The organism is Bradyrhizobium japonicum USDA 6 (assembly GCF_000284375.1).
In the GTDB taxonomy this organism is placed as follows: Bacteria; Pseudomonadota; Alphaproteobacteria; order Rhizobiales; family Xanthobacteraceae; genus Bradyrhizobium; species Bradyrhizobium japonicum.
In genome coordinates, this window is the sequence record NC_017249.1 from 4,701,436 (window position 1) to 4,716,285 (window position 14,850).

Here is a 14,850-nt window from a genome sequence, read left to right on the forward strand (position 1 = left end):
TCACGCGTCGCGCTGCGGAGTGAACCCGGAACATGGATGCACTGACACTATTCGGCCTGTTTGCCGTGACGGCGATGCTGGTCTGCTATGCTCTGGAGGATCGCAGCCATTGGTTCGTGCTGCTGTTCGCGGTGTCCTGCGCGCTCGGCTCGGCTTACGGCTTCCTGCAAGGCGCCTGGCCGTTTGGCCTCGTCGAGGCGATCTGGGCCGTCGTTGCATTGCGACGCTGGCATCTCAGGCCGCGATGACGTCGTTGTCTTTCTTCAGGCAGGATATGAAACCTTGAAGCGCGCTGTATTGATGTCCGCCGCCGCGCTGGATGAAGAGCGTCTCGACGCGCGCAAGCGAGGGGCTGAGTGTGTGGATCGACACGCTGCCGTTCATCGCGCTGCGTTCGACCACGGCGCGCGGCAGCAGCGTCACGCCCATGCCGGCGGCGACACAGCCGATCATGCCGTCGAGCGTGCCGAGCTCGAAGCGAGCCGCCGACGGCCAGCCGAACTCGACAAAGATCTGTTCGAGACGCTGGCGGTAGGTGCAGCCGGTGCGGAACACCAGCGCGGTCGGACCGGACTCCGGCGTGCCGGCGCGCAGTTCGGCGAGCGAGGCCCAGCGCCGCGCGCTGACCAGCACCAGCTCTTCGCGAAACGCGCTCGTCGCAGTGAGGTCAGCATGTGCGATGGGGCCCGCGACGAAGGCGCCGTCGAGCGTGCCTTCGAGCACGCCCGCGACGAGGTCGGCGGTGGTCGCGGTGCGCAGGCTCAGCCGCACGGCAGGGAAGTTGCGGTGGAAATCGGCGAGGAGGGACGGCAAGCGCACGGCTGCCGTCGTCTCCATCGAGCCGATCGCGAGCGGTCCCTTCGGCTCGCCGTCGTCACGCGCGGCGAGCACGGCCTCGCGTGATAGCGCGGCCATCCGCTGTGCGTAGGGCAGGAGGCGTTTGCCGGCGCCGGTCAGCGTCATGCCGCGGCTGTGGCGTTCGAACAGCGGTGTACCGATCTCCGCTTCCAGCGCCTTCACGCGCTGGGTGACGTTGGATTGCACCGTGTTGAGCTCTTCGGCGGCGCGGGTGATGCCGCCGGTACGGGCGACCGCGGCAAAGGTCTGGATATCGCTGAGTTCCATGGCGGCGTCGTTTCGCTTTTGTGATGGCAGCGTTCGCAACAATTCATTTTTCGAGAATGCTAGTCGCGCCTAGTCTCCCTGTCCAGATTGGGGAGGGGCTATGCCCATTGAGACGTCGCTGACCAGGCTGCTGGAGATTGAGCATCCCATCCTGCTGGCGCCGATGGATATCGTCGCCGGCAGCCGGCTAGTGACGGCTGTGAGCCGTGCCGGCGGTTTCGGCATTCTGGGCGGCGGCTATGGCGAGAAGGTGTGGCTGGAGCAGGAGACTGCGAAGCTTGCGGGCTTGTCGGCGCCATTCGGGATCGGCTTCATCACCTGGAGCCTCGCCAAGCGGCCCGAGCTTCTCGATCTAGCGCTCGCCGCAAAACCGTCTGCGATCATGTTGTCGTTTGGCGATCCCGCGCCATTCGCGCCGAAGATCAAGTCCGCCGGCGCACGTCTGATCTGCCAAGTGCAGGATGAAGCCATGGCGCGGCAGGCGCTCGATGCCGGCGCCGACATCCTGATCGCGCAGGGCACAGAGGCGGGCGGTCACGGCGCCTCCCGCACCACCGTCGATCTCGTGCCTGCAATCGTCGATCTTGCCGCGGGTCGCGTGCCTGTCGTCGCGGCCGGCGGCATCGCCGACGGGCGCGGTCTTGCCGCCATGATGATGCTGGGGGCGAGCGGCGTGCTGCTCGGCACGCGCTTCTATGCGAGCCAGGAGGCTGATGGCGCGGAGGAGGCCAAGCGGCGCATCTGCGCAGCGAACAGCGGCACGACCGTGCGCGGCATCATCTTCGATCTCTCGCGCAACAATGTCTGGCCGGCGCCGTTCACGGGAAGATGTCTGGTCAACGACCACGCCAGACGCTGGATCGGCCGCGAGGTCGAGCTGATGCAGAATGTTGCCGCAGTCGCGGCGGACTATGCCGCGGCAAAGGCCGCCGGCAATTTCGACGTTGCGGCCGTGATCGCGGGCGAGGCGGCCGGATTGATTCATGATATTCCACCGGCCGTCGAGATCGTGGAGCGGATTGCGATTGAAGCGGAGCAGCTTCTTGCCGGGCGACGCAACGCGATAGTCGCGGCGTAGATTTCTTCACCCTCCCCTGGAGGGGGAGGGTCGCTACGCATGTAGCGAAGCGAAATGCGTAGCGGGGTGGGGTGATCTCTCCACTCGGGCAGTGTCTCAATGGAGAGACTGTCACCCCACCCCGCTCGCGCTTCGTGCGATCGACCCTCCCCCTCCAGGGGAGGGTAAGAACGAACTAAACGAGAGAGACACACCATGTGGCCTGACCGTCGACTGATCGATCTCTTCAAGACCGAATTCCCCATCGTGCTGGCGCCGATGGCCGGTGTGATGGATGCCGAACTGGTGATCGCCGTGGCAGAGGGCGGCGGGCTCGGCTCGCTGCCGAGCGCGATGCTGTCGCCGGAGAAGGCGCGCGAACAGGTCAACATCATTCGCCAGCGGGTGAAGGCGCCGGTGAACATGAACTTCTTCTGCCACACGCCGGTTGACCTCACGACTGAGGCCGAAGCGCGCTGGAAGCAGCGGCTTACGGGCTATTACACCGAGCACGGCCTCGATCCCGCCGCGCCCATCAACGCCGCGAACCGTGCGCCGTTCGACGCCGCCTTCTGCGAGGTCGTCGAGGAGCTGAGGCCGGAGATCGTCAGCTTTCATTTCGGCCTGCCGGAGCAGGCGCTGCTCAAGCGCGTCAAGGCGGCCGGCTGCCTCGTCATCTCGTCCGCCACGACGGTGAAGGAAGCAGTCTGGCTGGAAGAGCGCGGCGTCGATGCCGTCATTGCGCAAGGCGCCGAGGCGGGTGGGCATCGCGGCATGTTCCTGACCGACAAGATCTCCGAGCAGCCCGGCACCTTTGCGCTGGTGCCGCAGGTCGCCGACGCCGTGAAGGTGCCTGTCATCGCGGCAGGTGGTATCGCCGACGGGCGCGGCATCGCCGCAGCCTTTGCGCTCGGCGCATCCGGCGTGCAGATCGGCAGCGCCTATCTGCGCTGCCCGGAATCCAAGGTCAGCGCAGGCGGGCGCAAGGCGCTGGCTGAAGCGCGGGACGATTCCACCGTCATCACCAATGTCATGACCGGGCGTCCGGCGCGCGGCGTCCAGAACCGCCTGATGCGCGAAGCCGGCCCGATCTCGCCCGAGGCGCCGCCATTTCCCCATGCCGCGACCGCGCTGGGGCCGCTGAAGGCGGCTGCCGAAAAGCAGGGCAGGGTGGATTTCACCAATCTCTGGGCCGGTCAGGCCGTGGCCCTGGGCCGCGAGGTCCCCGCAGTCGAATTGACCCGGGATTTCGCCAAATCGGCGCTGGCGCGCATGAAAGCGCTGGCTGGATAGGGCGCGATGACGTTCGACATCGCGCTTTAGGCTATTGTTTGCGCATGATCTTTTCGGAAAACCGCTGCGCACTTTTCCGGATCATGCGCCCAGCGCCGGTTGCGGCGCAAAACCGGCCTCTGCTATACGGCAGTTAGATTTTGCCGTGAGAGGCCTTATATAATGTCCGTCGACGACGCTACCGTCCGCCGCATCGCGCATCTGGCGCGCATTGCGGTTTCCGAGGGCGAGGTTCCGCATCTGCAGGGCGAGCTCAACGCCATGCTCGCCTTTGTCGAGCAGCTCTCGGAGGTCAACGTCGAGGGCGTGGAGCCGATGACCTCGGTCACCCCGATGCAGATGAAGAAGCGGCAGGACGCGGTCAATGACGGCGAGATCGCCGACGATATCGTTGCCAACGCGCCCGCGACCGAAGGTCACTTCTTCCTTGTGCCCAAGGTGGTCGAGTGACCTAGCGTTTTCGAGCGAAGTGGAAGCCGGTTCGCGTAAAGAAAACGCGTCAAACTAAAGAGCCTCAGGACCAAGTCCGATGTGCATGCTTTGCGACGATGAGAAGGCCTATCAGGCCTACATGAACTATCTCGACAAGATGGAGCGGCAGGGCAAGGCTGCCGATCCCAACGTCGCCGTCAATGCCGTGCTCGACGAGATCGAGGCCGCCGCGAACGCCGCCGCCAAGAAAAAAGACGACCCGGCCAACGACAAAACCCTGTCTCCGTTCTTCTGCAGCCCGATCAATAAATGACCGATTTGACATCGCTGACGCTCGCGGAGGCCCGCAAGGGCCTCGCGGCCAAGACTTTCACGTCCCTCGAGCTGACCGACGCGCATCTGAACGCGATCGAAGCCGCACGCGTGCTCAATGCCTTCGTGATGGAGACGCCCGATCGCGCGCGCGACATGGCGAAGGCCGTGGACGAGAAGATCGCCAAGGGTGAGGGCGGCCCGCTCGCCGGCATCCCGCTCGGCATCAAGGATCTGTTCGCGACCAAGGGCGTGCGGACCACGGCGTGCTCGAAGATCCTCGGCAATTTCGTGCCGACCTATGAGTCCACCGTGACCTCGCAGCTGTGGCGCGATGGTGCGGTGATGCTCGGCAAGCTCAACAATGACGAGTTCGCGATGGGCTCGGCGAACGAGACCTCCTGCTTCGGTCCCGTCGGCAATCCCTGGCGGCGTGAGGGAAGCAACACGACGCTGGTGCCGGGCGGCTCGTCCGGCGGCTCGGCCTCGGCCGTGGCGGCGCTGCTGTGCATGGGCGCGACCGCGACCGACACCGGCGGCTCGATCCGCCAGCCGGCGGCGTTCACCGCGACCGTCGGCATCAAGCCGACCTACGGCCGCTGCTCGCGCTGGGGCATCGTCGCCTTCGCCTCCTCGCTCGACCAGGCCGGTCCGATCGCGCGCAGCGTACGCGATAGCGCGATGCTGCTGCGCTCGATGGCCGGGCACGATCCGAAGGACACGACGTCGGTCGACATTGCCGTGCCGGACTATGAGGCCGCGATCGGCAAGTCGGTGAAGGGGATCAGGATCGGCATCCCCAAGGAATATCGCCTCGACGGCATGCCGGCCGAGATCGAGAGACTCTGGAGCGAGGGCGCTGCCTGGCTGAAGGCTGCCGGCGCCGAGCTCGTCGAGGTGTCGCTGCCGCACACCAAATACGCGCTGCCGGCCTACTACATCGTGGCGCCGGCCGAGGCGTCCTCCAACCTCGCGCGCTATGACGGCGTCCGCTACGGCTTGCGCGAGCAGGGCAAGAACATCATCGAGCTCTACGAGAACACCCGCGCCGAAGGTTTTGGCGCCGAGGTGAAGCGCCGCGTCATGATCGGCACCTATGTGCTCTCGGCCGGCTATTACGACGCCTATTATCTGCGTGCGCAGAAGGTGCGGACGCTGATCAAGAAGGATTTCGAGGACTGCTTCGCCAAGGGCGTCGACGCGATCCTGACGCCGGCGACGCCGTCGGCGGCCTTCGGCATCGGCGAGAAGGGCGGGGCGGATCCCGTCGAGATGTATCTCAACGACATCTTCACGGTGACCGTGAACATGGCGGGTCTGCCGGGCATTGCCGTGCCCGCCGGCAAGGACGCGCAGGGCCTGCCGCTCGGCCTGCAACTGATCGGCCGTCCGTTCGACGAGGAGACGCTGTTCTCGCTCGGCGAGGTGATCGAGCAGGCCGCCGGCCGCTTCACGCCCGCGAGGTGGTGGTGAATGTCGCCGCGTTCATCGCGAGCCTCGACGGCGCGGCGCCTGCGCCGGATCTGAGCGCGCCGCTCGCCGGCCTCTGGTGGGCCGCGAAGGGCGACTGGGATCAGGCGCACAAGATCGTTCAGGACGAGAGCAGCCGCGACGCTGCCTGGGTGCACGCCTATCTGCACCGGGTCGAAGGCGATCTCGGCAATGCCGGCTACTGGTATCGCCAGGCCGGCCAACCCGCGGCAAAGGATTCATTGGAGGCGGAGTGGGAGCGGATCGCTGCCACGCTGCTCGGGAGCAGGACATGAGCACGGCCACGCACAAGCTTCTCAAGGGCGCCACCGGTGACTGGGAGATGGTCATCGGCATGGAGATCCATGCCCAGGTGACCTCGAACTCAAAACTGTTCTCGGGTGCCTCGACCACGTTCGGCGGCGAGCCGAACAGCCACGTGTCGCTGGTCGATGCCGCGATGCCAGGCATGCTGCCCGTCATCAACGAGGAATGCGTCAGACAGGCTGTCCGGACCGGGCTCGGGCTGAACGCGCAGATCAATCTGCGTTCGGTGTTCGACCGCAAGAACTATTTCTATCCGGACTCGCCGCAGGGCTACCAGATCAGCCAGTACAAGTCGCCGATTGTCGGCGAAGGTGAGGTCGTGGTCGAACTGGATGGCGGCAAGACCGCGACCATCGGCATCGAGCGCCTTCATCTTGAGCAGGACGCCGGCAAGTTGCTGCACGATCAGTCGCCGGCCATGTCCTATGTCGATCTCAACCGTTGCGGCGTGGCGCTGATGGAGATCGTCTCCAAGCCCGACATCCGCGACGCCGAGCAGGCCAAGGCCTATGTGACCAAGCTGCGCTCGATCCTGCGCTATCTCGGCACCTGCGACGGCGACATGGAGAAGGGATCCTTGCGCGCCGACGTCAACGTCTCCGTGCGCAAGCCGGGCGCACCGCTCGGCACCCGCTGCGAGATCAAGAACATGAACTCGATCACCTTCATCGGCCAGGCGATCGAGTACGAGGCGCGGCGCCAGATCGAGATCCTCGAGGACGGCGGGGAGATCGACCAGGAAACGCGGCTCTACGACCCCAACAAGGGCGAGACGCGATCGATGCGGTCCAAGGAAGAGGCGCACGACTACCGCTACTTCCCCGATCCCGACCTGCTGCCGCTCGAATTCTCGCAAAGCTTCGTCGACGAGCTGAAGACAGAGCTGCCGGAGCTGCCGGACCAGAAGAAGGCGCGCTTCGTCGCTGATTTCGGCCTGTCGGCTTACGATGCGAGCGTGCTTGTCGCCGAGCGCGAGAGCGCGGTGTTCTACGAGACGGTGCTGGACACGCTCGGCAACCGTGCCCGCGACGGCAAGATGGCGGCGAACTGGGTGATCAACGAGCTGTTCGGCCGTCTCAACAAGGAAGGCCGGGATATTACGGCCTCTCCCGTCAACGCCGAGCAGTTGGCTGCGATCATCGACCTGATCGGCGAGGGCACGATCTCCGGCAAGATCGCCAAGGATCTGTTCGAGATCGTCTGGCAGGAGGGCGGCGATCCGCGCGCGCTGGTCGAAAGCCGCGGCATGAAGCAGGTCACCGATCTCTCGGCGATCGAGAAGGTGGTCGACGACATCATCGCTGCCAATCCCGACAAGGCCGCGCAGGTCAAGGATAAGCCGCAGTCGCTCGGCTGGTTCGTCGGCCAAGTGATGAAGGCGTCCGGCGGCAAGGCCAACCCGCAGAGCGTCAACGACCTCTTGAAGTCGAAGCTCGGCATCTGACGTCACGCGTTCGACCGAGGTGACGGATACGCTTCGTCACCTCGTTTCCGGTTCGCGCTGCGACGCTCGCGCGCACCCTCGGCGGCAAACTCCATCCCGACCGACGGCGATGCGGTGACCGAATCGCCGCCACGCGATTCGCGCAAAACGGCGGCTTCCACACGCGCTGACGAGCGTTTGCGCCGTTAAGCATGAAAATATTTTCGTTGCCAAAACTCGCGACTCAGAGTCCGCGAAGCGCCCTTGCGCGGTGATCGCGGGATCGACGATGCACATCATCGCATCGCGCATGCGCAATGCGCGCGTGCAGAAAAATACTTGCTGTGTAGTGTTTTTCTGCAATCGCATCTCGCGTAGACCTCGACGATGCGGGCACTCCCCGCGATCGCAAGCACGCGTCATGCAGTGTGCCCGCATCGTGCTCGCCAAGCGCAGGCGCGTTGTGCCGTCAACACTTCTTTAAGCGAGAAGCTGTTTTTTTCGTCGTGTTGGTGTATTCGGGATGAGTGTGCATTCGATCCCCGACTGCATGCAGCGATTAAAGCCATCTCACACATCGGAGGGCAACATGGCCAAGAAAGCGAAGAAGGCGAAGAAGGCGAAGAGCGCAGTGAAGAAGACTGCGAAGAAGACCCGCAAGGTCGCGAAGAAGAAGAAGTAACTTCGACTTCTGAAGTTGCCGGCTCCTAGAGAGCCGGCACGTCATCAGCGCCTTCTAACAGGTTCTGGTCGGCGATAGAGGGTGTCGGCGAGACATCAGGCCAACGGTCGGATCGTTTTCTTTCGCGGGTTCGCTCGCCAAAGTACGGTCCGGCAGAAGAAACAAGTTTTCTTCGTTCGGTGCGGTTCTCCTTCTCAAGGGCTCCGCAATTTCACAAGCGGCCTTCGGGCCAACGTGGAATCTGGTCCTGACGTGTTCGCCGACGCCCTCGTTCTCTTGAGGCCGGGGTATTGCCGGCATTCCCTTTTCCCACATTGCTGATCTGACCGTGACGTGGCCGCATTGCCCTGGCTATTCGGCCTTGGGGCAGGTGAGGGCTGCGGCCCGATTGCACGCTGTTTGCGCGACGCTCCTCCATTCGCGGTGTCATCGCCCGGCTCCGACCGGGCGATCCAGTACGCCGAGACGGCAGTGGTTGAATCGATGGGCCGCGGCGTACTGGATTCCCCGCCTGCGCGGGGAATGACGGGGCGGGTGTGCTACGTCACCGCGCGCGATGGTTATCGTTCTCCCAAAATCCCAGGGTAAACCGAATCTGACGAATCGCAGAAGTGCCTGCAAAACGGGGACTTCTTGCATTCGTCGCGTGCGCCCCGTGCGGGTGCGTTTACGTCTGCTTCATCGCGATACTTAAACTGCCATTCAAATTTGCCCGCCATCATCGCCTCCAACAAGCCGGCAAACGGCATGGGGATGAGTTGAACAGTTCTTTGGACGGGAGCCGCGCTCGGGGGAACGAGGCGGCAGAAAAAAAGGGGATGCGTTATGTTTCAGGGTACTTTCGATCTGGAGACGGCGACGCCGATCGACGCGAGCGCGCTGTCGGACGTGCTGTTTGAGCGCGGGATCTATTGGGCGAGCGGCCGCTCCGGCCTCGTCGACCTCGTCGCCGCGCATAAATGGTTCAACCTCGCCGCGCTGAAGGGCCGCAAGGACGCCGTGGCGCTGCGCCAGGAAGTCGCCGGGCAGATGTCGGACGCCGAGATCTCGGCCGCGCAGCGCGAGGCGAGGGCGTGGGTCTCGGCTCACTGAGCCGAGAATCGCATCCACACCCTTGTCTCCACGGGGACGGATTGCGCTCAATCAAGTTCCTTCGTCGTGTCGCCACATGGACCCGCGCGGCATGACCGAGCCGCCGCCCGACGAGTCCGCTCTGGAACCCGGACGGCCGCACAAGACGGGCCTCTTGCCGGGGATATAGAGGTCTTGGGCCTTCCGTCCCGGCGCAGCTCCGGCGTCTGGTTCAATATCTGAGCCGGCGAGGTGGTGCTGAATGCGCCCTCGCACCGGCGGATCCGGCAATCCCGCCGCTGGATGCAGACATATATAGAGAGCGCGAATCGGCTGCGCGTGCCGCGCTGATCCTCGCGTCAGGCTTTTGCAGCCGTCCGGCGGTCGCTTTCAGGTGAAAGAACGCACAGACCTTGATTCTGCCGCTTGCGGCTCGCCGCCGTGTCGGGCATACCCGGCATATTGGAGACGTGGCCGAGTGGCTGAAGGCGGCGGTTTGCTAAACCGTTATAGGCTTGTAAAGGCCTATCGAGGGTTCGAATCCCTCCGTCTCCGCCAGCCGAGCTGTGCGCTCCGGTCTCAATCATCCCCGGCATCGATAAAGAGCCTTCGCAGCGCGCCTCGAGCGTCGCCGTGACCATGTCTGCGCCTGCTGGAGAGTCGCGGGAAAGACCTTTGTGCCTTCTCCTTGAGTCTCCTTCTGATTCCACGATTCGTGCGCGTCAAAGCCTGTTCAGGCCGAGGTTCCGTCCACATGCCTCAGGTGGGGAATTTTGACGGCAAATGGAACCGCCCGAGAAACATAAGTAAAAACAACATGTTGCGATGGCGCTTCGATCACATCTGCGTGTTATTTGTGCAACACCCTTCGGAAAACAAACGTCATGGGCTCGCTACCGAGCGTTCTGTTGTTGTGTGTGCAAGGACGTTCGGTAATTGTGACTGAGCGACGGAGGGGGCATCCCGAGGTCGTCCCGTTTTAGGTGGTTCGCTTAAGTCCCTCGCGTTCAGCGGGTGTGTCCGAAGGCGCGAAGCGACTAAGCGGTGAGTTAAGGGACAAGGGAACCAACCTTAGGGTGTCGTCACCCAGCGGATCCGGAACCTTCCCTATAGAGCAAACTTGGAGGTTTAACATGAAGTTGGTTAAGAGCCTTTTGCTCGGTTCAGCGGCAGGTCTGATTGCCGTTGGCGGAGCGCAGGCAGCCGATCTCCCCGTGAAGGCCAAAGCGGTCGAATACGTGAAGATCTGCTCCCTGTACGGTGCCGGATTCTACTACATCCCGGGCACTGACACCTGCATCAAGCTGGGTGGTTACCTGCGTGCTGAAGTCGCGATCAACGCGACCGATTTCAACGGTAACTTCAGCAGCGTTAACGGTTCTCAGAACCGTCTGACGAACTACTACGTCACTCGCGCCCGTTCAGACCTCAACATCGACACACGCACCGCGACCGAGTACGGCGTGGTTCGTACCTTTGCTGATGTGGTCATGTCCTGGACGACGGACAACTACACGGGCAACGGCACCGGCAACGGCTCCACCGTTTACTCGCAGCTCGGCGCCACGGGCGTTGGCGCACCCAACAATGCCAACTCAGGCGCAATCGCCGGCGGTACGCTTGGCGTGTACTACGCTTTCATCCAGTTCGCTGGCTTCACGATGGGTAAGGCGGTTGCCCAGTTCGACGCCCCCTGGACCAACTATCCGGGCAACAACTTCGACGGTCTGGCTGGTGGCGGCGGCACGGTCACTGGTGTGAACCAGTTCACCTACACCGCTGACTTTGGTCAGGGCATCACCGCTGCGATTTCGGCTGTGGATCCGACCGCTTACTACCAGAGCAACCTGTACAACACCAGCGCCGGCTTCTCGGTCGCGAACTTCGGTACCGGCGGCTACGGCATCAACGCCTTCGGCGGCACGCGGGCTCCTGACATCCAAGGTATGGTCCGCATTGACCAGGCCTGGGGTCTGTTCCAGTTGTCCGCAGCGGCGCATAACAACCACGTCGCTTACTACGCGACCCCTGGTCTTGTCGGGACCGAAGCGGCCGGTCATCCGGGCGACAAGTGGGGCTGGGCTGTGCAAGCGGCTTTGTCCATCAAGAACATTCCGACTGGCGCGGGCGACGTGATCAACGTCCAGGCGGTCTACACTGACGGTGCGACCCGCTACAACTTCCAGAGCTTGGCTTCGCAGAACTATGCGATGTTCGGCGGTACCAACGTGGCTGGCGCCTATCAGAGCATTGGCCTTGCCGGCGCTGCTGATGGTGTGTTCGCCAACGGAACTGGCATCAGCACGGTTACGAGCTGGGGCTTCCGTGGTGCCTACACCCATAACTGGGATGCGTACTGGAACACGGCAATCTACGGTTCGTACGCTCAGCTGAAGTACGGCAACGGTGGTGCGGCTCTCATTTGCGGCCAACTCGCTACGTTGGGTGCCGCCACTGCGGGTATCACCTCTTGCAACCCGGACTTCAACCTCGGCACGATCGGTTTGATCACCCGCTGGACCCCGGTGAAGAACCTGACCTTCTCGGCGGACGTGGCTTACACCATGCTCGACCAGAAGTTCGCGGGCACGATCAGCACGCTCGCCGCTGGCCCTGCGTTTGTTGTGGCCAAGCCGGGTGCCGTGTACCAGCTGAAGGATCAGAGCACGGTCAGCATGCTGATCCGCGCTCAGCGCAACTGGTAAGTTTGGTCTAACGACCTGACAGAGAGCCCCGGCGGGAAACCGCCGGGGCTTTTCTTTTGGCGGCAGGGCTGTTCTAACGCCGCGGAATGCTCTCGGAGGGCTGGCGTTGCTCCCGTGCTCCATCGTCCGTGACGATCTGGACGAGGCTGTTACGGAGGAGGGGACTCTGCGCTGCGGGCATCTCCGCGCAATGTATGCAACGGGCCGACTGCCGTTGAGCCATGGCCTTGCAAGCGCCCCATCGTCCTGACGCTGCAGCCAGCGGCAATCGACGCCTTCATCCTCGATGAGGTGGAACGGCGAGCTTGCCGATCGGACGGCGACCAGGGAGCGCTCGGGGCTCAGTGTCGAGCAAGGCTCGCCTGAAGATCGCGCGCGAGCTTCAGCTCTTCTTCAGCGGCTCACGTCCGGACACGTTACGGCGCTCGCCGCCGATGCTTTCGGCGGTAGACCGGGAGCGCATAGGAGGATGGCTCTATTCCACGCTGCCGGTGCCGCGGCGCAGGTCCGCCTCGATCTGCAACCGTGTGCCGCCGCCGAAGCGGGCGCGGTAGACCTGAAGATTCTCCATGATCCGCTGCACGTAGTTGCGCGTCTCGGAGAACGGAATCAGCTCGACCCAGTCGACAGCGTCGACCTTGGGATCGCGCGGGTCGCCGTAGCGGTCGACCCATTTCTTCACGCTGCCGCGGCCGGCATTGTAGGCGGCAAAGGTCATGATGTAGGACCCGCGGTAGTCCTCGAGCAGTCCGCCGAGCTCGGCCGAGCCGAGCGTGGCGTTGTAGACCGAATCGTTCTTCAGCCGCCCCAGATCGTAGGTCGCGCCGTGCCGCTTGCAGACGTAACGCGCTGCGTCCGGCGTCACCTGCATCAGGCCGTAAGCCTGCGCCGGCGAGACCACGGAGGGGTTGAACGCGCTTTCCTGCCGCGCGATCGCATAGACGATGCTGCGCTCGACCTCGGGGCCGATCGGCGTGAACTGCGGAATGCCGTTGACGGGATAGGCGTAGAAGTCGAAGGGGAGGCCGCGGTTGAGCGCAGCCTTGCCGAGCAGCAGCATGCCGCGCGCGTCGCTGTAGCGCTGGGTGAGCTCGCCGAGGCCCGCGAGCGCTTCCGGATCGCCGTTCTCGCCCATGTCGGCGAGAACAGGTATCGCCATCTCGCGCTCGTCGAGCTCGTAAAGCAGGTGCGCCGCGCGCACGATCTCCAGCCGTTCGGCGCCGCGGCCGCGCGGCTGGCTGTTGAGCTCGATCTGCGGCAGGCCGAGTTTTGCGCGCGCGAGCTGGCCGTAATAGCTAGTGGACTGCTCGGCCGCCCGGGCGTAGGCGTTGCGCGCCTCCTGCTGGCGGCCCGCCGCTTCCGCCGCGCGGCCCTGCCAATAGCCGGCGCGCGCCAGCGTGGTCGGATTAACGCTGCCGACGCCGATGCGGGCGAAATGCTGGGTGGCGGCGGCGGGGTCGTTGAGGAAGCGCAGCGCGATCCAGCCGGCGGTGAACTCCTGCTCGGTCTTGTAGATGTCGCGCGAGGGCAGGGCCGCATCGCGCGCGATCAGATAGGCGCTGCGGAATTCCTCGGTGTCGATCATCTTGCGCGCCAGCAGGCGCCGCTCGATCCACCATTCGTCGAGATTGTAGAGTCGGTTCGGATCCTTCGGCGCCGACAGCATCAGCTGGGCGGCTTCGGCGAATTTCTCCTCGCGGCGCAGGATCTGGATCTTGCTGAAGATGAAGCCGGGATCGTTGTGCAACTCGCGCGGCACCGCGTCGAGCAGCGCGCGCGCATTCGGCGCCTTCTTGACGGAGGCGATGCGGGCCTTGGCCAGCGCGACATAGCCGGCGCCGAGGCGTTTTGCGGCGCGGAGCGCGGCTTCGTTCTCGCTGCCGTAGAGCAGGGTGTCCATCCGCGCCTTCTGGTCGCCCGGCGTTACCAGGGCGCCGAACTGGTCGAGCGCGTTGTTCTCGGTTTCCTCCGACATCGGATCACTGCGCCAGGCCTCGCGCACCAGCCGCTCGGCATTGGCGCGGTCGCCGCGCGCCAGCATCGCCTTGGCGAGCGTGAAACGGCCCTTGGCGGACACAGGCGATTCATTCTCGAACCACGACCACGCGACCGAATCGTCGCGCCTGTCGTCCCACATCGCGGCCTCGAGGCGCCGGCGCAGGAAGGTCTGCGACGGCCAGCTCGGATTGGCGGAGAGGAAGGCGCGGTAGCGTTCCACGGTCGCGCCATTGTCCTCGCTGCGCAGGATGATCCATTCGGCGAGCTTTCGTGCGACGGGATCCGAGATCGAGGCGGCGTAACTGGTCGCGTCGGCCGCCTTGCGCTTGCGCACGAGCTCGATGACGTTCTCGAGCGTGTCCTTGTCGGCCTGCGACGTCGAGGAGGTCGCCGCGACCGCGGCCGGCGTGACTAGCTTGCGCGGCGCGGCGTGCTGGCGGGTCGCCGGCGCAAGCAGAGGAGCCGCGACGGGTTTGGCGACGGGCGCCGGGGCGGCGGGCCTGACGGTAGCCGTCACGGCCGGCGCGGGTGCGGTCTTGGGGGGCGAGCCATTGGCGGCCGGCTGTAATTTTGGCGCGGCGGCTGCGGGCTTGGGCTTGTCCCTGGTGGGTTCCTTGCCGGCGTTCTTGCCAGCATCCTTGGCGGCCTTGCCAGGTTTCTTCGCGGCATCCTTGGCCCGGGGCGCCAGCCGCTCCCTTGCTCGCGCCCTTCGGTGTTTTCCCTTGGGGTGTTTTCCCTTGCCCGGTTTCCCTTCGGGGGTTTCCTTGGCTGATCCCTTCGCGGCGTCCTTGGCCGCCGGCTTCGCGGTGTCCTTGGCCCCTTCCGCGGTCGTCTCATTGGACTTGGCCAGGGCGGCGCAGCCGACCGACAGCCCCGCCATGAGGCACACGGCCAGACCGGTGGATCGCCATGCGGAACGAGGAAAGGAAGTCACGGCGTTTGGTCGCCCCGAATC

12 protein-coding genes and 1 tRNA gene are annotated in these 14,850 nt (G+C 64.4%); 11 read left to right on the forward strand and 2 right to left on the reverse strand.

Annotated elements, in window-relative coordinates; all coding sequences use genetic code 11:
* The first annotated feature begins 32 nt into the window (after positions 1 to 32).
* A complete protein-coding gene (locus BJ6T_RS22240) occupies positions 33 to 248 on the forward strand; it encodes a hypothetical protein (protein ID WP_014494723.1) in 216 nt (71 codons plus the stop codon).
* Here the strand turns inward: BJ6T_RS22240 and BJ6T_RS22245 are convergent.
* Positions 235 to 1,125, reverse strand: coding sequence for a LysR family transcriptional regulator (locus tag BJ6T_RS22245; protein WP_014494724.1), 891 nt, complete (start codon positions 1,123 to 1,125; stop codon positions 235 to 237). The genes BJ6T_RS22240 and BJ6T_RS22245 overlap by 14 nt on opposite strands.
* Positions 1,126 to 1,225: 100 nt before the next feature.
* Here BJ6T_RS22245 and BJ6T_RS22250 point away from each other — a divergent pair, with 100 nt between their 5' ends.
* From BJ6T_RS22250 to BJ6T_RS22295, 10 genes are all read left to right on the forward strand, one after another.
* Positions 1,226 to 2,203: an NAD(P)H-dependent flavin oxidoreductase gene (locus tag BJ6T_RS22250; protein ID WP_014494725.1), complete on the forward strand. Its 978-nt coding sequence runs from the start codon at positions 1,226 to 1,228 to the stop codon at positions 2,201 to 2,203.
* A 195-nt stretch (positions 2,204 to 2,398) separates the two neighbouring features.
* Positions 2,399 to 3,475 carry an NAD(P)H-dependent flavin oxidoreductase gene (locus BJ6T_RS22255; protein WP_014494726.1) on the forward strand — a complete coding sequence of 359 codons (1,077 nt, stop codon included), beginning with the start codon at positions 2,399 to 2,401 and terminating at the stop codon, positions 3,473 to 3,475.
* Positions 3,476 to 3,637: 162 nt separating this feature from the next.
* Positions 3,638 to 3,925 carry an Asp-tRNA(Asn)/Glu-tRNA(Gln) amidotransferase subunit GatC gene (gene gatC, locus BJ6T_RS22260; RefSeq protein ID WP_014494727.1) on the forward strand — a complete coding sequence of 96 codons (288 nt, stop codon included), beginning with the start codon at positions 3,638 to 3,640 and terminating at the stop codon, positions 3,923 to 3,925.
* Between the two features lie 79 nt (positions 3,926 to 4,004).
* Positions 4,005 to 4,220 carry a hypothetical protein gene (locus tag BJ6T_RS22265; protein WP_014494728.1) on the forward strand — a complete coding sequence of 72 codons (216 nt, stop codon included), beginning with the start codon at positions 4,005 to 4,007 and terminating at the stop codon, positions 4,218 to 4,220.
* Positions 4,217 to 5,692, forward strand: coding sequence for an Asp-tRNA(Asn)/Glu-tRNA(Gln) amidotransferase subunit GatA (gatA, locus tag BJ6T_RS22270; protein WP_014494729.1), 1,476 nt, complete (start codon positions 4,217 to 4,219; stop codon positions 5,690 to 5,692). Before BJ6T_RS22265 ends, gatA begins: the two co-directional genes overlap by 4 nt.
* The gene (locus tag BJ6T_RS22275; protein ID WP_028155069.1) at positions 5,683 to 5,985 is read left to right on the forward strand and encodes a hypothetical protein; all 303 of its coding nucleotides are present in this window, start codon (positions 5,683 to 5,685) and stop codon (positions 5,983 to 5,985) included. Before gatA ends, BJ6T_RS22275 begins: the two co-directional genes overlap by 10 nt.
* Complete coding sequence (gene gatB, locus BJ6T_RS22280; RefSeq protein ID WP_014494731.1) at positions 5,982 to 7,460, forward strand: Asp-tRNA(Asn)/Glu-tRNA(Gln) amidotransferase subunit GatB; 1,479 nt, start codon at positions 5,982 to 5,984, stop codon at positions 7,458 to 7,460. Before BJ6T_RS22275 ends, gatB begins: the two co-directional genes overlap by 4 nt.
* A gap of 1,486 nt (positions 7,461 to 8,946) precedes the next feature.
* Positions 8,947 to 9,213 (forward strand): hypothetical protein, encoded by a 267-nt coding sequence (locus BJ6T_RS22285; protein ID WP_014494734.1) that lies wholly within the window; start codon positions 8,947 to 8,949, stop codon positions 9,211 to 9,213.
* 443 nt (positions 9,214 to 9,656) lie between these two features.
* Positions 9,657 to 9,750: transfer RNA gene (locus tag BJ6T_RS22290), tRNA-Ser, on the forward strand.
* Positions 9,751 to 10,325: 575 nt separating this feature from the next.
* Positions 10,326 to 11,897 (forward strand): porin, encoded by a 1,572-nt coding sequence (locus BJ6T_RS22295; protein WP_014494735.1) that lies wholly within the window; start codon positions 10,326 to 10,328, stop codon positions 11,895 to 11,897.
* Positions 11,898 to 12,372: 475 nt separating this feature from the next.
* Here the strand turns inward: BJ6T_RS22295 and BJ6T_RS22300 are convergent, their stop codons facing one another.
* Positions 12,373 to 14,775, reverse strand: a complete 2,403-nt coding sequence (locus BJ6T_RS22300; protein ID WP_014494736.1) for a lytic transglycosylase domain-containing protein — start codon at positions 14,773 to 14,775, stop codon at positions 12,373 to 12,375.
* Positions 14,776 to 14,850: the final 75 nt, after the last annotated feature.